This window comes from Agrobacterium sp. Ap1 (assembly GCF_017313375.1).
Taxonomy (GTDB): domain Bacteria; phylum Pseudomonadota; class Alphaproteobacteria; order Rhizobiales; family Rhizobiaceae; genus Neorhizobium; species Neorhizobium cellulosilyticum.
This window is the reverse complement of the sequence record NZ_JAFLMY010000013.1, coordinates 78,219-99,441: the sequence shown is the minus strand read 5'-3', so window position 1 is coordinate 99,441 and position 21,223 is coordinate 78,219. Positions and strand designations below refer to the sequence as shown.

Sequence of the window (21,223 nt, the reverse complement as noted above, 5' to 3'; positions counted from 1 at the left end):
AAAGGAAATGTGATGACAGGTCAAGTATTGCGCGAAACAGGCTCCGGGCGGATCAACCAGAAGAAGAGAACGCGCGCCGAATTGTTGAGAACGGCACGCAGGATGATCGAGGAAGGGGCATCATTTTCGGTGGCCGATGTGGCCGATGCGTCAGGCATTTCCCGCGCTACCGCCTATCGCTATTTCTCCAAACCGGACGACATTTTGCGCGAGGCCGCACTGGATGCGGTGGCGGAGCAGGTTCATCTTTCCGAGGGCGTTGCGAAAAACGGCACGGTCGAGCAGCGGCTGGACGAGATGGTCGGCCGGATTTTCCGCATGGTCGCCGAAAGCGAAAGCGTTTTTCGCGCATTTCTGGCGGCAGCGGCCACCAATGATCAGATCCCGCGCACAGGCCGCCGCCTTCCCTGGCTGTCGGAAGCGCTACAGCCGATCGAGGAAAAGCTGTCGAAACCGGCTTACGAAAACCTGCTCGCCGGCCTGTCGCTGCTGACAGGCATCGAAGCGATCATCGTGCTGCGCGACGTCTGCGCCATGGATATCGACAGGGGGGAAAAGGTCGTTCGCTGGTCTGCCCAGGCCATGCTCGCAAAAGCGCTGGCCGAGGCAAAATAATTATTCGGCAGCTGTGCGGTTCTGGCCGAAACGGTTTTCGATATAGTCCGTAACGAGCTTCTCGAAATCGCCGGCGATGTTCGGGCCTTTCAGCGTCATCGCCTTCTTGCCATCTATGAAGACGGGCGCGGACGGCGTTTCACCCGTACCCGGCAGCGAGATGCCGATATCGGCATGCTTGCTCTCGCCCGGACCGTTGACGATGCAGCCCATGACGGCGACGTTGAGCGCCTCGACACCCGGATATTTCTCGCGCCAGACCGGCATGTTCTTGCGGATGTCGGCCTGGATGTTCTGGGCCAGTTCCTGGAACACGGTAGAGGTCGTGCGGCCGCAGCCCGGACACGCGGCAACCACCGGAATGAACTGGCGAAAGCCCATGACCTGCAGGATTTCCTGGGCCACCTGCACTTCCTTCGTCCGGTCGCCATTCGGCTCCGGCGTCAACGAAACGCGGATGGTGTCGCCGATCCCGTGCTGCAACACATAACCCATTGCCGCCGACGAGGCGACGATACCCTTGGAACCCATGCCCGCTTCGGTGAGACCAAGATGCAGCGCGTGGTTGGAGCGCTCGGCCAGCATCGAATAACAGGCGATCAGGTCCTGAACCTGGCTGACCTTTGCGGACAGGATGATGCGGTTGCGCGGCAGGCCGATCGATTCGGCCAGCTCGGCCGAAATCAGCGCCGACTGCACGATCGCCTCATGCATGACCTGGCGGGCTGAAAGCGGCGAACCGGCTTCCGCATTGCGATCCATCAGCGTGGTCAGGAGGTCCTGATCTAGCGAACCCCAGTTGACGCCGATACGCACCGGCTTGTCGTAGCGGATCGCCATCTCGATGATGTCGCCGAACTGCTTGTCCTTTTTATCCTTGAAGCCGACATTGCCCGGATTGATGCGGTACTTTGCCAGCGCTTCGGCGCAGGCCGGATGGTCGGAGAGCAGCTTGTGGCCGATATAGTGGAAATCGCCGACAAGCGGCACATCCATGCCGAGCCGCAGAAGGCGTTCGCGCACCTTCGGCACGGCGGCGGCACTTTCGTCGCGATCGACAGTGATGCGCACGATTTCCGAACCGGCCTTATAGAGCGCTGCGACCTGCGCCACGGTAGCATCGATATCGGCAGTATCCGTATTGGTCATCGATTGCACGACGACCGGCGCACCACCACCCACGATGACCCCGCCCACATCGACCGCAACGGTCTGACGGCGCGGTTTCGGATCGAAGTCTATGGGTGATGTCATGGTCAGGTCTCGGTGCCTACAAGCAGAGTTGCAATTCAGGTGGCGTATGCATTGCCGCTTGTCAACCACCGAGCCGTGTCAGTTTTGCGGCATCGGCCTCAATGATGCGCTCCATCCGCGTGACGGGCGAGCCGGGAGACCGCCAGCACGACAACGAGAAAACCCGACAGCGCAAGGAAGATCGACGCCAGCCCGGTATGTTCGGCAACGAAGCCGATCACCGACGGCGCAAGCAGAATGCCGGAATAACCCATCGTCGTGACGACCGACAATCCGACACCGGCAGCCATGCCCGGCAGATTTCCGGCGGCCGAAAACACGATCGGCACCATGTTGGATATGCCGATACCAGCCAGCGCAAAGCCCGCAATCGCGACGGTCGTATTTGGCGCAAGCCCGATGATCGCCAGCCCACAGATCGCGATCGTGCCGCAGATCCGAAGCGTCATCACCGCACCCAGGCGGTCACGGATAAGGTCGCCGGCAAACCGCATGATCGCCATGGTGAGTGAAAAGCCGGCAAAGGCAAAACCGGAAAGAGCGACGGATGCTCCAAGCTCATTGCGCATATAAAGCGCGCCCCAATCGAGAATGGCGCCTTCCGGGATCATGCAGAACAACGCGATCACGCCGATCAGCCAAGGCAGCGGCGAACGCGGCAACCGGCTGCGTGTCTCGTCCTTCGCCTCGTCCGGATGCGGCGCGTCATGCAGCACAATCCTCCAGCAGAGGGCGACCATCAGCGCCGCAATCAGCGTGACGATGACCGAATGGCTGAACACGCCAAGCTTCTGGATCAGAAACCCGCCGCTTGATGCCCCCAACAGGCCGCCGAGGCTCCAGAAAGCGTGGCAGGATGACATGATCGCCCGGCGCATATGCTTTTCCGTCGCCACCGCATTGGCATTCATCGCCACGTCCATCGCCCCAATCAATCCGCCGAACAGCGAGACGGCGACCGCGCCGGTCCACACATCTCCCGTGAGGGAAAGCAGCAGCAGCATGGGCGTCAGCAGCACTGCCGCGAATTTTGAAACCGTGCTTGAGCCGAACCGGGCGATCTGGCTACCGGCAATCGGCATCATGATGATCGAGCCGAGGCCGAAAGCCAGGATCATCAATCCAAGCTCTTTTTCGCTGAGCCCAAGGCGCGAGGCGAATTCCGGGATTTTCGGCGCCCATGAGCCGATCATGAAACCGTTCATCAGGAAGAGAAGCGCAACACCAGCCCGCTCCCTGGTCAGATAGGATCCGAGCGGCCGGCTGGCCTTTTCGATCTCGAGTTGGCTCATCAAATGTTTCCTCTCGATGCGATTTTTTCGTTGCTTGAGGCGGCGGCACCGCATCGATGCGCCTCGACACCCTGAATAGCTATCTTTCTGACCACCGCGTCGTCCGCATCGGCCTCGAACACAATGGACAGAGGAGCCTGAAGCGCATGCACATGGAATGCCGCCCTCAGGCCCAGCTTGTCCGAGGTGATGGCCGCAAGGCTGCGTTTGCTCGCGGCACAGGCCAGCCGCTTGAAGGCGGCATCTTCGAAAATATCCGCAGAGAGCCCTTCTTCCAGCGTCAGGCCGCAAGCGCCGAGAATGCACAGATCCGGCCGTATCGTTTCCAGCTGCCGGATGGCAGTCGCATCGAGCGCTGCACCGACTGCCGGGTCCACCCTACCGCCGATCATGATCAGCTCGACACCTGGCCGGCCTGAGAGTTCTGCGGCAATTGCCGGCGTATTGGTAACGGCGGTCAGGCGAAAATTTTCCGGCAGGCTGCGGGCGATGGCAAGATTGGTCGAACCCGCATCGAAGAAGACGACACTGCCTTCTTCAAGCAGGTCCACCACCTTTTGCCCCAGCATCACCTTTCGATCCGGCTGCTCGGAGATGCGGGTTTTCAGTGGAACCGTCTTGCCGACCGGCAACAGCGCTCCGCCATAAACCCGCTCGCATTCGCCGCGTCCCGCCATTTCCCTGAGGTCGCGCCGGACCGTGTCCTCCGACACCCCAAACGCCTGCGCAAGATCCTGCGCCGCAACACGCCCCTTGGCGCGAAGCTCAGAAAGTATCCTCGCCTGCCTCTCACTGACAAATTGATCCATGCCGAAATCATGCATGAGTCGGCATAAATACGCAATATCGTGCAACAACACGAAATGTGTCGCGACGCAAAAAAGGCGGCCCACTGAGTGAGCCGCCTTGCATCAATCAGCCATGAGCCGAACTCAGGCGGCGTAAACCACCAGCAGATCCTTGGCGTCGATCTGGTCGCCGGCCTTAACGATAACCTCGGTGATCACGCCGTCCTTCTCGGCATGCAGCGCGGTCTCCATCTTCATTGCCTCGATGGAGAGCAACACATCGCCCGCCTGCACCGTTTGGCCGGAGGAGACGTATACCGTCGAGACGACACCCGGCATAGGCGCGCCGAGATGTGCGGCATTGCCTGCTTCCGCCTTGCGGCGAACAGCACTGGAGGCGGCGCGATTGCGATCCGGCACCTTGATGCGGCGCGGCTGGCCGTTGAGTTCGAAGAACACCGTCACCATGCCCTGCGCATCGGCCGCGCTGACGGCCTGGTTGACGATGACAAGTGTCTTGCCCCGCTCGATATCGGCGAACATTTCCTCGCCATCTGCCAATCCGTAGAAATAGGTCGGCGTCGGCAGAACGGAGACCGGACCGTAAGTTTCCGAGGCCAGTGCGAAGTCGGTGAACACCTTCGGATACATCAGATACGAGGCAAACTCGAAGTCATCGACCTTGCGGGAAAGCTTCTCCTCGATGTCACTGCGCTCCTTGGCAAGATCGGCCGGCGCAAGCAGCGAACCGGGCACGGCGGTGTAAGGCTTTTCGCCCTTCAGCGCCTTTTTCTGGATCCCTTCCGGCCATCCGCCCGGAGGCTGGCCGAGATCGCCCTTCAACATCGAAACGACCGATTCCGGGAAGGCGATATCCTTGTCCGGGTTTTCGACATCGGCCACCGTCAGGTCTTGGCTGACCATCATCAACGCCATGTCGCCGACCACCTTCGAAGACGGCGTCACCTTGACGATATCGCCGAACATCTGGTTCACGTCGGCATAGGTCTGGGCGACCTGGTGCCACTTGGTATCCAGCCCCAGCGAACGCGCCTGTTCCTTGAGATTGGTGAACTGGCCACCCGGCATTTCGTGCAGATAGACTTCCGATGCAGGCCCCTTCAGATCGCTCTCGAAGGCCGCATACTGGTTGCGCACCGCTTCCCAATAGAACGAGATCTTTCTGATCCATTCCGTATCGAGACCCGGATCGCGCTCTGATCCGGAAAGGGCTTCGACGATCGAACCGAGACACGGCTGAGACGTGTTGCCGGAAAACGCATCCATCGCCGCATCGACGACATCGACGCCCGCATCGACGGCGGCAAGCACGGTCGCTGCCGAAATGCCCGACGTATCATGCGTATGGAAATGGATCGGCAGTGAGGTTGCCTCACGCAGCGCCTTGAACAGCACGCGCGCCGCAGCAGGCTTCAACAGCCCGGCCATATCCTTGACCGCGATGATATGCGCACCGGCCTTTTCCAGATCCTGCGCCAGGCCGACATAATATTTGAGGTCGTATTTCGGCCGCGCCGAATTGCCGAGATCGCCGGTATAGCAGATCGCCGCCTCACAGAGCTTGCCTTCCTCGTTCACCGCATCCATCGACACACGCATGTTGTCGACCCAGTTCAGGCAGTCGAACACGCGGAACAGGTCGATGCCGCCATTTTCGGAGCTGCCCTTCGCCGCCTGGCGAACGAAATATTTCACGACATTGTCGGGATAGTTCTTGTAGCCGACGCCATTTGCCCCGCGCAGAAGCATCTGCAACAGGATGTTCGGCGCCGCCTCGCGGATCAGCGCCAGCCGCTCCCACGGATCTTCGGTAAGGAAGCGCATCGAAACGTCGAAGGTGGCTCCACCCCAGCATTCCAGCGAAAACAGGTTCGGCAGAGCGCGGGCATAAACCCCGGCAATGCTGGCGATGTCATGCGTGCGCATGCGGGTGGCGAGCAGCGACTGGTGGCCGTCACGCATCGTCGTGTCGGTGATCAGCGCCCTGCCTTCGCCGCGAATCCATTCGGCAAACCTCTTAGGCCCCAGCTCATCGAGCTTCTGCTTGGTGCCGGCCGGGATCGCCCCTTCGATGAACGGCAGGACGGGCTTCGAGATTTTGTCCGATGGCGTCGGCCGCCCCTTCGTCTCCGGATGGCCGTTGACGGTCACGTCGGCGAGATAGGTCAGAAGCTTCGTCGCGCGGTCGGCGCGCTTCACCTGTTCGAACAGTTCCGGCGTCGTATCGATAAACCGCGTCGTATAGGTGTTGTCGCGGAATTTCGGGTGCCCGATGATCGCTTCGAGGAAGGTCAGGTTTGTAGCCACGCCACGAATACGGAATTCGCGCAACGCGCGATCCATGCGGCTGATCGCTTCTTGCGGCGTCGATCCCGAGGCCGTCACCTTGACCAGCAGCGGATCGTAATAACGGGTGATGATCGCACCCGTATAGGCCGTACCGCCATCCAGCCGGATACCGAAGCCGGCAGCCGAACGATAAGCGGTGATACGCCCGTAGTCCGGGATGAAGTTCTGTTCCGGATCTTCCGTCGTGATGCGGCACTGAAGGGCGTGGCCGTTGAGCCGGATATTCTCCTGGGCAGGCACGCCCGATTCCGGCGTACCGATTGCAAAGCCTTCCAGAATGTGGATCTGCGCCTTGACGATATCGATACCGGTCACGACTTCCGTCACCGTATGTTCGACCTGGATGCGCGGGTTCACTTCGATGAAGTAGAACTTGCCGGTCTCGGCATCCATGAGATACTCGACCGTGCCGGCGCCGACATAATTCGTTGCCTTGGCGATCTTCAGCGAGTAGCTGGCCAGCTCTGCTCGCTGTGCCTCGGAAAGATAAGGAGCCGGCGCGCGCTCCACCACCTTCTGGTTACGTCGCTGGATGGAACAATCGCGCTCGAACAGGTGCACGACATTGCCATGCGTATCACCCAGCACCTGGCTTTCGACGTGACGGGCACGTTCGACCAGCTTTTCCAGATAGACCTCGTCCTTGCCGAAAGCCGCCTTCGCCTCGCGCTTGGCCTCGACGACTTCCTTGGCCAGGTCCTTGGGGTCGCGGATGGCGCGCATACCACGACCGCCGCCGCCCCAGGAAGCCTTCAGCATTACGGGATAACCGATTTCCTCGGCCATCCGCGCCACTTCTGCAGCGTCGTCCGGCAGTGGATCGGTAGCCGGCACGACCGGCACGCCGACGGAAATGGCCAGATTGCGGGCCGCCACCTTGTTACCGAGCTGCCGCATCGTATCGGGCCGCGGACCAATGAAGATGATGCCAGCCTCATCGCATGCATCGACGAATTCCGGGCTTTCCGACAGGAGCCCGTAGCCGGGATGGATCGCGTCGGCGCCGGAAAGTTTAGCGACCCGGATCACTTCTGGGATCGAGAGATAGCTCTCGATCGGCCCGAGATCCTTGGCAAGATGCGGGCCGCGGCCGACCTGATAGCTCTCGTCCGCCTTGAACCGGTGCAGCGAAAGTTTGTCTTCCTCCGCCCAGATCGCGACCGTCTTGATCCCGAGCTCGTTGGCAGCGCGGAAAACGCGGATTGCGATCTCGGATCGGTTGGCAACAAGGATCTTCTTTATCTGCAAAGCGCTCTCCCCACGGCAATTTGAGTTTGTTGCACCGCAAGAGATCAATATCCCTGAAATTACGCAAGTATAAAGTTGGCCGAAAATGGCGCCTCAAGTTGCACAGATTGCCTCAGGCGATCAGCGCCAGACGAAACGCCAGCGCAATCAAATGCTGCCGGTTGTTAGCACCGAGCTTTTCGTGCAGCCCGTTGATGTACCAATCGACTGTATGGCTGGAAATATCCAGCTCCTTTGCTATCTCGTTAGAGGTAAGCCCGTTGGCCAATAGAAGTGTGATTTCCATTTCCCGCCGCGTCAATTGCACATCGCTCAAAGGCGCATTCTCGAAGATATCCGCCTTGTGGCGAAGCTCAAGCAACTTCCAGAAAACCGCTTTGGCAGCCGCATCGAACAGGCTGATTTCGGCCGGCGAGAGGTCGACCGGATTGCCGCCAACCGCGAAACTGCCGACAAGTCCGTTGCGGCCATGGACCGGAAACAGATATCCGTCGTGCAGCCCGTGCCGCGCGGCCTCCTGAAGCATCCTCTTCATTCGTTGACGATGCGGATCGGCCTTCAACGTCAAAAGCGCATCCTTCCAGCGGAACGGCCGTTGAGCCAGGCGCAGCCATCGAAGCGTCGGATCGATCAGCGAATATTTCCGTTGGGTATAGAGTTCCGTCCAGTTTGCCGGCCATTCGGCGGCAAGGACTGATCTCTGCAGATTGAGCTGCGGCAGGGGCTGGATGAGAAGACTGTAAAAATCAAACCCATAGCTACCGACCAGGCTTTCCAGCTCGGCGGTAACCTGTTCCGGCGTCTTTGCTTCCCCAAGCAACACCAGGAACTGGACAATCATGGTAATATTCAATACCGCCCCCGAGCCCGAACCGGGCATGCCGAATTACATATGCTACAATTGCCGAGATAGTTTACACAGACGGTTAGGATTGATTGAAACCGGGCCGCCAAATCTAGCATCGCTGAATCGATAAACACCACAAATACGTGCATTCCTATTTTTCTACACGACACACCATAGCGACACAATCTCGCCTACGATAATGGCTTGGAATCGCCTTGTATTGTCCATAAAGCTCTGTGACCCACATTAGGGTGAAAGTGACTGAAGAGGTTAGACGGTTGACACTATTTCAGGTTTATGGGCGGGCACTTGGATACCTGGGCAAGAACAAGTGGCGCGTGACGGCAATCGTCATCGCCAACATCGTGCTGGCCGTGATCACCATCGCAGAGCCGATCCTGTTCGGCTGGATCATCGATGCGATATCCTCCGGCGGTGCAGTGACCAATGTCCTGATCCTATGGGCAGCTTTCGGCTTCTTCAATACGGTAGCATACGTACTCGTGGCCCGTGAGGCTGACCGGCTTGCACACGGCCGGCGTGCATCGCTGCTGACAGAGGCCTTCGGGCGGATCATCTCGATGCCGCTCTCCTGGCATCACCAGCGCGGCACTTCCAACGCCCTTCACACGCTGCTTCGCGCCGCCGAAAGCCTTTTCGGTCTTTGGCTCGAATTCATGCGCACGCATCTCGCAACCGCTGTGGCGATCCTCTTCCTGATCCCGACCGCAATCTCCATGGACTGGCGCCTCAGCCTCGTACTGCTCTGCCTCGCCGTCTTCTACTGGGTGATCGGCGTTGCGGTGATGAAGCGAACCAAGGAAGGCCAGGCCTCGGTGGAAAGCCACTATCACCAGGTGTTCTCGCATGTCAGCGATTCGATCAGCAACGTCTCGGTCCTGCATAGCTACAACCGTATCGAGGCTGAAACCCAGGCCCTCAAGGTCTATACCAAGGACCTGCTGAAAGCCCAGTATCCGGTTCTCGACTGGTGGGCGCTGGCAGGCGGCCTCAACCGCACGGCCTCGACCGTCTCCATGGGCGTTATCCTCGTCATCGGCACCACGCTCGTCCAGCGCGGCGAGATCCGCGTCGGTGATGTGGTCGCATTTATCGGTTTCGCCAACCTTCTGATCGCCCGCCTCGACCTGCTGCGCCAGTTCGCCACCCAGATTTTCGAGGCCCGCGCCAAGCTCGAAGATTTCTTCGCGCTCGAAGATTCCGTCGATGACCGCACCGAGCCCGCCAATGCCGGCGAGTTGCGCGATGTCAGCGGCGAGGTCGAATTCCGCGATGTGAGCTTCGGTTTCGCCAACACCAAACAGGGCGTTCACAACATCTCGTTTACCGCCAAGGCCGGTCAGACTGTTGCGATCGTCGGGCCGACGGGTGCCGGCAAGACAACCCTCATCAATCTTCTCCAGCGAGTTTACGATCCACAACAGGGCAAGATCCTGATCGACGGGATCGATATCTCGACCGTCACCCGCAAATCGCTGCGCCAGCAGATCGCCACCGTCTTCCAGGATGCCGGCCTTCTGAACCGCTCGATCAGCGACAATATCCGCCTCGGCCGCGAGGGCGCCACGGAAGCCGATATCATCAAAGCTGCGGAAGCCGCGGCCGCGACCGAATTCATCGAAGACCGCCTCAATGGTTATGAGACTGCGGTCGGCGAACGCGGCAACAAGCTGTCCGGTGGCGAACGCCAGCGTATCGCAATCGCTCGCGCAATCCTGAAAAATGCCCCGATCCTCGTTCTCGACGAGGCGACCAGTGCGCTCGACGTCGAAACCGAAGCCCGGGTGAAGGTAGCGATCGACAAGCTCCGGCAGGACCGCACCACCTTCATCATCGCCCACCGCCTGTCGACCGTGCGCGACGCCAACACCGTCATCTTCCTCGATGGCGGTCGTGTCGCCGAAGTGGGAAGTTATGACGAGCTGAGCCGCCTCGGCGGCCGCTTCGCCTCGCTCCTGCGAACCAGCGGCTTGCTGGACGACAGCGAGGATGATGACGCGTCGAAGAAGGACAAGAAACCGGAGGCGACGCCGAACCCGGCGTGATGCAGTTTTTTGGATAGATTACTATACGGCCCGGCGCTCCATAAGACGCCGGGCTTTTATGTTTGTGGGATAAGCCTTTTGCGTGGCGTCATCCTAGGGACACGCCTGAGCATGACGAAAGAGGCAGCGGTTCTTACGCGGGCTTGCCGCGGTGGGGACGAAATCCGCCCTCCCCGCAAAAAACATCATTGCCAATCAATCACCTGGCGAAAATCATCGCCGACGATCATCCCCACACCCGGCCAACCGTTTAACCTGATCACGTCATCAAGCAGGGGGCCGGGTCGCGAACCGGACGCCTACGGACGAAAGATCCGGCGCACGATGATGCTCGTTAAGCGGAAGGACATGCCGTCAGGGCAAAGTCCTTCACCGGAACGGAAAAACGGGATGCTCCTCACCCGTCAACCTTCCGGAACGCTTCACGATCGGGCGGGCAGAATGCCTGACACCAATACCCACCCATTATCGCACTGCCCGCCTCCCCAATCAGCCGACCGTGACGGGATTTTCCGTTGCGGTCACCTGTGCTGCGCTTCTTTTGGATGGAGACTGTCTTATGCCGACGTAGAAAAGCATCGCCCCGAAAACCATTCCGGTTTCCGGGGCGATGCCATCGCATTCGATGTCACGTCACGCAGTTGTCTGGCTTTGCTGCCTATTTGGACGAGAGCAGAAACCCGCCATCCTTGCCGGCAGACTTGCCATCGACGGTAACATTGCCGCCTTCGACCTTGATCTTGTGGGCCTTGCCCTCGATCGTCAGTTCGGCCTCGAAACCATCCCAGCCGGTCGGCAGCGACGGATCGACGGTCAGACGATCGCCATTGCGCTTGATGCCGAGAATGCCCTCGATCGCAGCGCGATAGAGCCAGCCGGCGGAACCCGTATACCAGGTCCAGCCACCACGGCTCTGATAGTCGCCGGCGCCATAGACGTCGGCGGCAATGACGTAAGGTTCGACCCGGTAGGTATCGGCCGCCTCGCGGGTCAGCGCATGGTTGATCGGGTTCAATATCTGGAAGCACTTCCAGGCATCGTCACCACGTTTCATCTGCGCCAGCGCCAGCACGACCCAGATGGCTGCATGCGTGTACTGACCGCCGTTTTCGCGCACACCGGGCGGATAGGCCTTGATATAGCCGGGATCCTGCCGGGTCTTTTCGAACGGCGGGGTGAACAGGCGGATGATGCCCGCCTCTTCGTCCACCAGCTGTTTCATCACCGCATCCATCGCCTGGTCACGCCGGTCCACCCGGCCTTCGCCGGAAAGTACGCTCCACGATTGGCCGAGGCTGTCGATGCGGCATTCGTCGCTCTTGGCAGAACCGAGCGGCGTGCCGTCATCGAAATAGCCGCGACGATAATAGTCGCCGTCCCAGCCGTCGGTTTCGAGCGCATCCTTGAGCGTGTCGATATGCTTCTTCCAGCGATCAACGCGCTTCTTGTCCTTGCGCGCTTCGGCGTAAGGAATGAAGTCGCGCAGAGCGGCCGCCAGGAACCAGCCGAGCCAGACACTCATGCCACGACCTGCAACGCCGACACGGTTCATGCCGTCGTTCCAGTCGCCGCCGAGCATCAGCGGCAGGCCCATGTCGCCGGTGCGGTCGATCGCGAGATCGAGCGCACGCGCCGCATGTTCATAGAGGTCGGCGATCTCGTTCGTCACCTCGGGCTGGATGAAGGCATCGTGCTTCGTCTTTTCGAGGATCGGACCGGAGAGGAACGGCAACTGCTCTCCCAGAATGGTCTGGTCGCCGGTGACCGAGACATACTGGTTGATCGCATAGGCGAGCCACACCACGTCGTCGGAGATCGTCGTGCGCACGCCGGAGCCGTTATGCGGCAGCCACCAGTGCATCACGTCGCCTTCCTTGAACTGGCGCGACGCCGCATTGATGATCTGCCGGCGGGCAAGCGACGGCTCGTGCACGAGGAAGGCCAGCGTATCCTGCAACTGGTCGCGGAAGCCGAATGCACCCGATGCCTGATAGAAGGCGGTACGGGCCATGATGCGGCAACCGAGCGCCTGATAGGGCAGCCAGTGGTTGACCATGTTGTCGAGCGACTTGTCCGGCGTCGAGATTTTCAGACGACCGGTGAACTCGTTCCAGAAGCCACGGTTCTCTGCCAGCGCACCGTCGAACCTGACGGTCTTGAGCTCGGCGGAAAGCGCAACTGCCTCCTCCTTCGTTGCGGCATCACCGAGGAAGAAGGTGACTTCCGTTTCCTGACCCGGAGCAAGCTCCACGTCATAGGCGAGCGCCGCACACGGATCGCCATCGAGATCGAGCGAACCGCTGAGTGAGGACACACCCGCCACCGCAGCCGGCATCTGAACCGAGCCGAAGCGGCCGACGAATTCGCGACGGCTTGCCGTGAAGCCGGTCGGCATCTCGCTCATGCCGAGGAAGGCAAAGCGGCTGAAATTGATGCTGAACGCGTTGTTGGCAAACAGCGTGCCCGTCGCCTCGTCCCGCGAAGGCAGGATGAAGGGAACAGTCTTTGCCGTGTTCGCACCGAGCAGCCATTCGACATAACCGTAAAGCTTCAGCTTCTTCGTTTCCGAGCCGGAGTTCTTCAGCTTGATATGCGAGAACTTGGCATGACGCGTCCGGTCGACGGTCTGGGTCAGTTCCAGCTTCAGGCCGTCCTCTTCGGACGAGAAGACCGAATAACCGAGGCCGTGGCGGGCTTCGAACAGGACTTCCGGGCGACGCGAGAGCGCAGCGAACGGCGTATAAACCTTGTTCGTTTCCGTATCGGATACGTAGAAACCTTCACCCGGACGGTTGATAACGAGATCATTGGTCCAAGGCGTCAGCTGGTAGTCACGGGAGTTTTCCGCCCAGGAGAAGCCTGCACCTTCGGCCGAAACGTGGAAGCCGAACGTATCGTTGGAGATGACGTTGATCCACGGATGCGGCGTCGACTGGCCACCGTTGAGGCGGACCACATATTCGTTGCCCTCTTCCGAGAAGCCGCCGATGCCGTTCCAGAATTCGAGATCCGTAGGCTCCTTCGGCAGGACTTCGGGAGCGGCAAAGATCTCGCCGTTCAGAAGCGGACGACGATCGGCATCGATCTGCTGTTCCGTCGAAGGCGCAAAGATCGTGCTCGTACGGTTGAGCTGATCCCCGAATTGGCCGTTACGGGCATGCAGGACGACGCGGGAAGCGGCGATCAGGCCATCAGCGCCCGCGCCTTCCAGAAGATCGCGGCGCAGCGTGAACACATGCGTGCGTCCGCCTTCCTGGCCCATGCGGGTCGCCATCTGCTCGATCGACTGCTGCATGTCCTGTGCATCGTCGGCCCCGCGCTCGTTGAAGATCACGAGATCGGAGACTACGCCGCGCGAACGCAGATATTGCTGCGCCAGGATGGCTTCCTTGGCGACCGGCATGTCCGCCTCGTCATTGATCCGCAGCGTGAATATCGGAAGGTCGCCCGAAACCGAGGACGGCCAGAGGCCCGACTGCTTCTGCATGCCTGCCTGCAGCGTCTGCTGGTCGGCGCGAAGCTGCATGTCGGGATAGACGAGATAACGGGCCAGATGCTGGAAGACGGCCGCATCCTGCGAGGTGACGCCGAGATGGCGCATCTGCATCTGCGTACGCGTCCAGGCCTGGGTCAGTTCGCTCTGGAAGCTTTCGGCGTGGCGATAATGTTCAATCGCCTTGTCGAGATCTTCGCGTTTCGGTGCTGCGATCGTCCAGAAGACGACGCTGACCTTCTTGCCGGCCGGAACCCGCACGCTGCGGCGCAGCGATAGGATCGGATCGAGCGTGAAGCCGTCGGTATTCGACAGCGACGCGCCCGGATCGAAGGCAGCAGCCTCCGACAGCGTGCGGCCACGGCCGAGGAATTTGCGGCGGTCGGTTTCGTATTCGGTCGGGCGGTCCGTTCCGGCGTGGTCGGCGGCGAGATGCGCAACCAGCATGTCCGGTTCGCTGTGATCGCGCTTGTTGCGCCATGCGCGGATCACGTCGCCGCGCTTGCCGATTTCGGTATTGATAAACATGCGCGAGAAGACCGGGTGGCCGTTATCGCCGTCATCACCCGCAATCACCGGCTCCATATAGGAGGTGACTTCGATGAAACGGTCTTCGGTGCCCATATTGAGCAGCGTCACGCGACGGCCTTCGGCATCGTGCTCGGTGCCGACGATGACCTCGACCGTGCTGGTCAGGTCGCCGACCGTCTTGTGGAACTCGGCCTTTTCGTCGCCGAATACCGCCTTCGACTGCTCGCCTTCCGCACGACGCGGTTCGGTCGTGGTCGACCACCAGTCATTGGTCGCCGTATCGCGTAGGAAGATGAACTGACCCCAGCGATCTTCCGTCGGATCTGGTCTCCAGCGCGAAACGGAGAGGCCGTTCCAGCGGGAGTAACCCGAACCGGTCGCCGTCATCATTAGCGAGTAATGACCGTTGGAGAGCAGCACCAGTTCGCGGTCCTTGGTGGCCGGGCTGGTGATCGTGCGAATTTCCGGACGAAGCAACTCGCCGCCGCCGGTACCCGGCTTTTCCTCGTGCTTGGCGCTCATCACCGGAATGTCGCGCGGCGCCTTTTCCTGCAGCAGCAGTTCGGCCGCCTCGATCACCGGATCGGCGTGGAAGAGCTCGCGCAGCAAGCCGTTCATGACGACGTTGGCAACAGCAGCAATCGACATGCCATGGTGGTGGGCATAGTAGTTGTAGACGACAGCGCAGCGCTTGCCTTCCGGCACACGGGTCGGTGTGAAGTCGACCGCATCGTGGAAACCGTAAATGCCGAGCGCACCGAGTTCGCGCAGTTCGGCAAGGTTTTCGACCGCTGCCGTCGGGTCGTACTGGCTGGCAAGGATCGACGCGTAAGGCGCGATGACGGCGTTCTGGCCGAGACCACGCTTTAGACCCAGCGTCGGCACACCGAAATTGGTGTACTGGTAGTGCATCTGATGGTCGAGCGCGTTGAACGCGGCTTCCGAAATGCCCCACGGCGTGCCGAGGCGGCGGCCATGGTTCATCTGTTCCTTGACGATCAGGTTGTTGGTCTGGTTGAGGATACCGCCCTGACGCTCCTGCATGACGAGCGGCGGCATCAGGTATTCGAACATCGAACCCGACCAGGACACCAGCGCACCGCGCGCACCGATCGGCACGACATGGCGGCCGAGCTTGTACCAGTGCTCGTTCGGCAGGTCGCCCTTGGCGATGCCGAACAGGCTGGTGAGGCGAGCCTCGGACGCGAGCAGGTCATAGCAGGCTTCGTCGACTTCGTTGCTCTCGACCCGGTAACCGATCGACAGAAGACGACGATCCTTGCGGAACAGGAACTTGAAGTCCATCGCAAAGGCGATCTTGCGGGCACGGACACTAAGCGACGCGAGGCGATCGCGCAGCTCTTCGACATTGGCGTTATCGAAGGTACTGTCGGCAATATGCGCTTCGCAGGCGGTTACCAGCGAGGCGGCCCACTTGGTCACTTCCTCGCTCTGGCTGGAGCGAACTTCGTGGTCGAGATTGTGCGAAAGCTTCTGGATCTCGCGCGCCAGCACCGACAGGTTGATGATGCGGATCGAGGCGAACTCGTGCTCGCGCTTGACGGCGGCAAGCGCATTGGCAAAGCCGTTGATCCGCTCTTCGAGACGGCGACGCAGCGGACGCACGGTCTTGCGATCGTCGGGAAGCGCCTTCAGCGTTTCACCGAGAATGCCGGCGACATCACCCAGACCATCGAGATTGCCCTGCAGATGCGCCGACGGCGCTTCTGCCCAGATGCGGCAGGCAGACGAAATCGCAATCAGGTGACCGGCGAAGTTACCGCTGTCGACCGACGACACGTAGCGCGGCATCAGCGGCTTCATCGTGTCGATATGATACCAGTTATACATGTGGCCGCGGAACTTGTCGGCCTTTTCGACGGTCGCAAGCGTCTGCTCAAGCCGTTCGATCGTCTCGGCAAAGCTGATCCAGCCGAAGTGACGCGCCGAAATGGTCGACAGGAGATAGACGCCGATATTGGTCGGCGAGGTGCGCTTGGCGACCGACGGATTCGGCTTTTCCTGATAGTTGTCCGGCGGCAGATAGCTGTGTTCTGGCGTCACGAACATTTCGAAATAACGCCAGGTGCGGCGCGCGATCTTGCGCAGCTCGACCGACACGTTTTCCGGCACGAACAGCTTGTCTTCCGTCTCGGCCGACTGGCTGACATACCAGGCAACGAGCGGCGAGAAGATCCACAGGATTGCAAACGGAATGCCGACGAGGAAGGCATTGTCGCCCGGGATGGCGGCAAGAATGATGCTGAGCACGGCGATTGCCGGCGCATGCCACATCGACCGGTAATAATCGGTCGGGCTGCCCTGCGCATTCGACTGGATAGACGCAGCCGTCTTCCATTCCAGCATCAGCTTGCGGGAAACGAACAGGCGATAGAGCGAACGGCCGATCGCGTCCGTCATGATGCAGGCAGAATCGGCAATGAAGACGATCCGGAGCGCCACCTGAGCATTGGTCGAGCGGACGTCGGACCAGACGGAATAGAAATGCGCCTTGGCAACGTTGTCGCTCGAACGCGGCAGAAGATTGGTCAGAAGCGAGATCGTCGGAGCGACGAACAGCGAGAAGATAAGCAAAATCTGCCAGATCAGCGCGCCAAGCGGGTCCATGCAATACCAGCCGAGCACGGAGGCGAAGAACCATGCGATCGGAGTGAGCGACCGGCGCAGGTTATCGAGCATCTTCCAACGACCGAGCGCGGTCACACCACGCTTGGCGTCGATGATGTAAGGGATGAGCTGCCAGTCGCCGCGTGCCCAGCGATGCTGGCGCGAGACTTCGACCTCGTAACGGGTCGGGAAATCCTCGACCAGCTCGACATCGGTGACAAGAGCGCAACGCGCGAAAGACCCTTCGAGCAGATCGTGCGAAAGAACCGCATTTTCTTCGATACGCCCCTTCAGCGACGCTTCGAAAGCATCGACGTGATAAAGGCCTTTACCGGTGAACGAACCTTCAGACGTCAGATCCTGATAAACGTCGGAAACGGCGAAGACATAAGGGTCGAGACCGCGGCCGACGGAGAAGACACGCTGGAAGACAGAAGCTTCTGTACCGGTCGTCAGCGACGGGGTCACGCGCGGCTGCATCAGGCCGTAGCCCTTGATAACCTGATTGGTTTCAGGATCGAGAACCGGGCGGTTGATAGGATGGTGCATCTTGCCGACGAGCTTGGTCGCCGCATCACGGATGAGGCGGGTATCGGCATCGAGCGTCATCACATACTGGACGTTTGCCGGAACCGTATTGGCGCCCTGCAGATAGGTCGTGTCACGGTCACCGCGCAGGAGCAGGTTCAGCTCATGCAGCTTTCCGCGCTTGCGCTCCCAGCCCATCCATACGCCTTCGTTCGGATTGAACAGGCGGCGGCGGTGGAGAAGGAAGAAGCGATCGCTCTCGACTTCATCCTTGTAGCGCGCGTTGAGCGCAACGATTTCGCGCTTGGCATAATCGAGGATTTCGAGATCGGCTTCGGTCTGCTCGGTCTTGGCATCGCGCCAGTCGGAAAGCAGCGAGAAATAGATCTCGCCATGCGGGTTGGCGAGATAATGAACTTCGAGATTGCGCACCAGTTCATCGACCGTATCGCGGTCGGTGATCAGACACGGCACGACGACCAGCGTCTTCGCCTCTTCCGGAATGCCTTCCTTGAACTCGTAACCAACAAGCCGCGCGGGTTTGACGAAATAGGTGACGACCGTGTTGAACAGGCCGGTAGCACCTTCAGACGCCGGAAGTGCGAACATCAGAAGCAGGAAGAAGACGACGATCAGCGGGATCGCAGCCTGGACCAGGAAATGGCCGGTGATCGCCAGTGCAAGAACGGTGAGCAGGATCACCGGAGCGGCAATCGCCAGCCAGTTCAGCTTGCGATAGGCGCGCACAGCCCGCTGCAGGATCGGCGGATTGTAACCGACGGCCGCCTCCAGCTCCTTTCGGTGACGGCCGACGATGAACGCGCCGACATTGGTCTCACGCACGTCCGGGTCTTTTTCGGCAGCTTCCTGCGAAAGCTTGATGGCAGCCTGGGTGACTTCCGCTTCGCTGCGCTTGGAAAGCCGGGCGAGCTTTTCGATACGGTTGCGATAGGCGTTGCGCGAACCGAAATCGAGCGCCTCGTAATCGGTGTGCTCGCGGAACAGCTTGTCGATCTGGGAGACATCCTCGAACCAGACGCTCCATTCCGTATCGATGATGAGACGCAGGCTCTTGATGATATTGCCCATCGTCACGTTGCCGGAAGACAGACGGCTCTGCTCAGACTGCGTTACCGTTTCGACATCGGTACCGGCCTCGGCAAGACGGCTTTCCAGCCAGGTCGTCGCAAACGTCGTCGACTGGGATGCATTGCGCAGACGATAGAGGAACTGCGCCGCAAACGTGTTGTCGCGCGCCAGATCGGCGACGCCGGCAAGCACCTTTGCGCTTTCCGTCTCGTCGTTCAGACGGATGATCTCGTCGGCGACGTCATTGGCGCGCTTGCGCATGTTGCGCGAACGGTCGACGCGGGTCGCGATACGGCGCAGGTTCTCGATCAGCACGAAGCGGATGAAGGACGGCAGCGCCCAGAGCTCGCCGATTTCGAGCGGTTCGTTTTCCTGGAAACCCTCGACCATGGCGGCCAGCGTCTCGCGGTTCACGCCCGAATGGGTGTGGGCCACGTAGAGCCATGCGAGCGCCAGAACGCGCGGCATCTTCTGTCCCTGGATGACGCGCGTCGGCAGCTGCTTGAAGAATTTTTTCGGGAAGTCGCGACGGACTTCCTGGATCGCCTCTTCGACGATGTAATAATTGTCGAGCAGCCATTCGGCCGCCGGCGTGATCGAAGCGCCCGCATCCACATCCAGAGCCGCAGCGCGATAGACGCGAAGGATTTCCTTCTCGTTGTCGGAATGCTGCTGGAAGAACTCGAAGGACATGAGGCCAGGAAGCTCCTGCCCCTCGCCGCGGCCGAGCCGCACGCCGCAGTCTCTCAGATCTTCTATCGTCAGATAGGCCGCACGGATCGAATCATTGTGATCGACCTGCTTGACGTCTGTTTCGCGCGAGGAACCGGGCTTCGGAGTATCAAGGGACATGGACACGCTTCTGAATGAAAAATCGGGGTTTATCGGCCAAATTTCTCGGGCCTACGCCGGAAAATCACGCCGCCATCTGGGAAATGGCGCCAAATTCCGGTGCAATCCGCGCGAAGGGAGATAGAGGCCAGCTTGAATATTGCAAATCAAAGACACCAATTATCGCCAGCCACAGCTCGGATTGACACAGTTTACTCCATTAACCTTGGCAGCCTGAATAAAGGCTGAACGAATTCAAACGATTGATTCAGGAAGAAAATCGCAAAGCTTGAGGCGCTCGATTGGCGCATGGCGGCCAATGGGCTATACCCGCGCCTTCTCTTCGCGAAAGCCAGAAAGGCATGATGATGACGCTCCGATTTTCAAACGACATGACCGACGTGATCGCGATCCGCCGGCATCTGCATGAAAATCCGGAAATCGGCCTTTCCGAAATCAAGACCTCGGACTTTATTGCTGAAAAGCTTGAGGAATATGGCTACCAGGTAACACGCGGACTGGCAAAGACCGGTATCGTCGCAACGCTTAAAAACGGCAACGGCGAGCGTTCCGTCGGTATTCGCGCCGATATCGACGCCCTGCCGATCACCGAAGAGACCGGCCTCGAATATGCCAGCAAGAACCACGGCGTAATGCATGCCTGTGGCCATGACGGACACACCGCCATGTTGCTGGGCGCCGCAAAGATCCTGGCCGAACGAAAGAATTTCGATGGTACGATCCATCTGATTTTCCAGCCCGCCGAAGAAAATTTCGGCGGCGCCAAGATCATGATCGACGAAGGCCTGTTTGAGAAATTCCGCTGCGATGCAGTTTTCGGCATGCACAACGATCCGGCCATGCCCTTCGGCAAGGTCTTCGTCAAGGACGGCCCGCTGATGGCTGCAGTCGATGAAGCCCGCATCACCGTCAATGGTCGAGGCGGTCACGGCGCCGAACCGCAAACGGCGTCTGACCCGATCGTTGCCGGTGCCAGCATCATCATGGCGCTGCAGACGGTGGTGTCGCGCAATCTCCACCCGCTCGATCAGGCGGTCGTCACTGTCGGAGCCTTTAATGCCGGCATTGCCAGCAACGTGATCCCCGAGCGTGCGACGATGGCAATCACTATTCGCTCCTTCGATCCGAAGGTTCGCGACATGCTGGAAGAGCGCATCCGCGGCATCGTCGAGGGACAGGCGTCAAGTTACGGCATGTCGGTAACGATCGATTACGAACGCGGCTATGAAGCGACCATCAATCACACGGCGGAGACGGATTTCGTCCGCGATCTGGCGAAGAAGGTGGTTGGCGCCGAGAATGTCGCCGAGATCGAGCGCCCGATGATGGGGGCAGAGGATTTCGCCTATATGCTGGCGGAACGCCCCGGCAGCTACTTCTTCCTCGGCACGGCCAAGACCGACAACGACCCTTCGCTGCATCATCCGCGCTTCAACTTCAACGACGACGCGCTGCCTATCGGCGTCAATCTCTGGGTCGAACTGGCCGAGACATATCTGCCGGCCAAGTAGGATCAACACGCAGCAGACGGCAATGCTGTCGAGATAGCACCACACTAAACCGTCATGCTCGGGCTTGTCCCGAGCATCTGCTGAGCCGATTTTTTTGGAAACTGTCAAATC

At 60.0% G+C, this 21,223-nt stretch carries 9 protein-coding genes; 3 read left to right on the top strand and 6 right to left on the bottom strand.

The window, feature by feature from the left end; translation table 11 throughout:
* Nucleotides 1-12: 12 nt before the first annotated feature.
* On the top strand, nt 13-615 hold the full coding sequence (locus tag JZX87_RS21810; RefSeq protein ID WP_206827988.1) for a TetR/AcrR family transcriptional regulator: 603 nt from the start codon (nt 13-15) through the stop codon (nt 613-615).
* Here the strand turns inward: JZX87_RS21810 and ispG are convergent, their stop codons facing one another.
* The 5 genes from ispG to JZX87_RS21785 all read right to left on the bottom strand — a co-directional run bounded on the left by ispG (nt 616) and on the right by JZX87_RS21785 (nt 8,420).
* The gene (gene ispG, locus JZX87_RS21805) at nt 616-1,869 is read right to left on the bottom strand and encodes a flavodoxin-dependent (E)-4-hydroxy-3-methylbut-2-enyl-diphosphate synthase (RefSeq protein WP_206827987.1); all 1,254 of its coding nucleotides are present in this window, start codon (nt 1,867-1,869) and stop codon (nt 616-618) included.
* Between the two features lie 98 nt (nt 1,870-1,967).
* On the bottom strand, nt 1,968-3,161 hold the full coding sequence (locus JZX87_RS21800; protein ID WP_206827986.1) for an MFS transporter: 1,194 nt from the start codon (nt 3,159-3,161) through the stop codon (nt 1,968-1,970).
* Nucleotides 3,161-3,970 carry a DeoR/GlpR family DNA-binding transcription regulator gene (locus JZX87_RS21795; RefSeq protein ID WP_286194996.1) on the bottom strand — a complete coding sequence of 270 codons (810 nt, stop codon included), beginning with the start codon at nt 3,968-3,970 and terminating at the stop codon, nt 3,161-3,163. Before JZX87_RS21795 ends, JZX87_RS21800 begins: the two co-directional genes overlap by 1 nt.
* 123 nt (nt 3,971-4,093) lie before the next feature.
* Nucleotides 4,094-7,567 (bottom strand): pyruvate carboxylase, encoded by a 3,474-nt coding sequence (gene pyc, locus JZX87_RS21790; RefSeq protein WP_206827982.1) that lies wholly within the window; start codon nt 7,565-7,567, stop codon nt 4,094-4,096.
* 112 nt (nt 7,568-7,679) lie between these two features.
* Complete coding sequence (locus JZX87_RS21785) at nt 7,680-8,420, bottom strand: LuxR family transcriptional regulator (RefSeq protein WP_148147741.1); 741 nt, start codon at nt 8,418-8,420, stop codon at nt 7,680-7,682.
* Nucleotides 8,421-8,692: 272 nt separating this feature from the next.
* Between JZX87_RS21785 and JZX87_RS21780 the strand changes: the two genes are divergently transcribed.
* Nucleotides 8,693-10,480 (top strand): glucan ABC transporter ATP-binding protein/ permease, encoded by a 1,788-nt coding sequence (locus JZX87_RS21780; protein ID WP_183829228.1) that lies wholly within the window; start codon nt 8,693-8,695, stop codon nt 10,478-10,480.
* Between the two features lie 658 nt (nt 10,481-11,138).
* Here the strand turns inward: JZX87_RS21780 and JZX87_RS21775 are convergent.
* Nucleotides 11,139-19,601 (bottom strand): glycoside hydrolase family 94 protein, encoded by an 8,463-nt coding sequence (locus JZX87_RS21775; protein ID WP_206827980.1) that lies wholly within the window; start codon nt 19,599-19,601, stop codon nt 11,139-11,141.
* Nucleotides 19,602-19,942: 341 nt separating this feature from the next.
* Here JZX87_RS21775 and JZX87_RS21770 point away from each other — a divergent pair, with 341 nt between their 5' ends.
* Complete coding sequence (locus JZX87_RS21770; RefSeq protein ID WP_502711331.1) at nt 19,943-21,112, top strand: M20 aminoacylase family protein; 1,170 nt, start codon at nt 19,943-19,945, stop codon at nt 21,110-21,112.
* The last annotated feature ends 111 nt before the right edge of the window (nt 21,113-21,223 follow it).

Excerpts from the sequence above, each read along its gene's own strand:
- JZX87_RS21770 (WP_502711331.1), top strand. The coding sequence starts at position 19,943 with ATGATGATGACGCTCCGATTTTCAAACGACATGACCGACGTGATCGCG.
- JZX87_RS21810 (WP_206827988.1), top strand. The coding sequence starts at position 13 with ATGACAGGTCAAGTATTGCGCGAAACAGGCTCCGGGCGGATCAACCAG.
- JZX87_RS21795 (WP_286194996.1), bottom strand. The coding sequence starts at position 3,970 with ATGGATCAATTTGTCAGTGAGAGGCAGGCGAGGATACTTTCTGAGCTT.
- JZX87_RS21800 (WP_206827986.1), bottom strand. The coding sequence starts at position 3,161 with ATGAGCCAACTCGAGATCGAAAAGGCCAGCCGGCCGCTCGGATCCTAT.
- JZX87_RS21775 (WP_206827980.1), bottom strand. The coding sequence starts at position 19,601 with ATGTCCCTTGATACTCCGAAGCCCGGTTCCTCGCGCGAAACAGACGTC.
- ispG (WP_206827987.1), bottom strand. The coding sequence starts at position 1,869 with ATGACATCACCCATAGACTTCGATCCGAAACCGCGCCGTCAGACCGTT.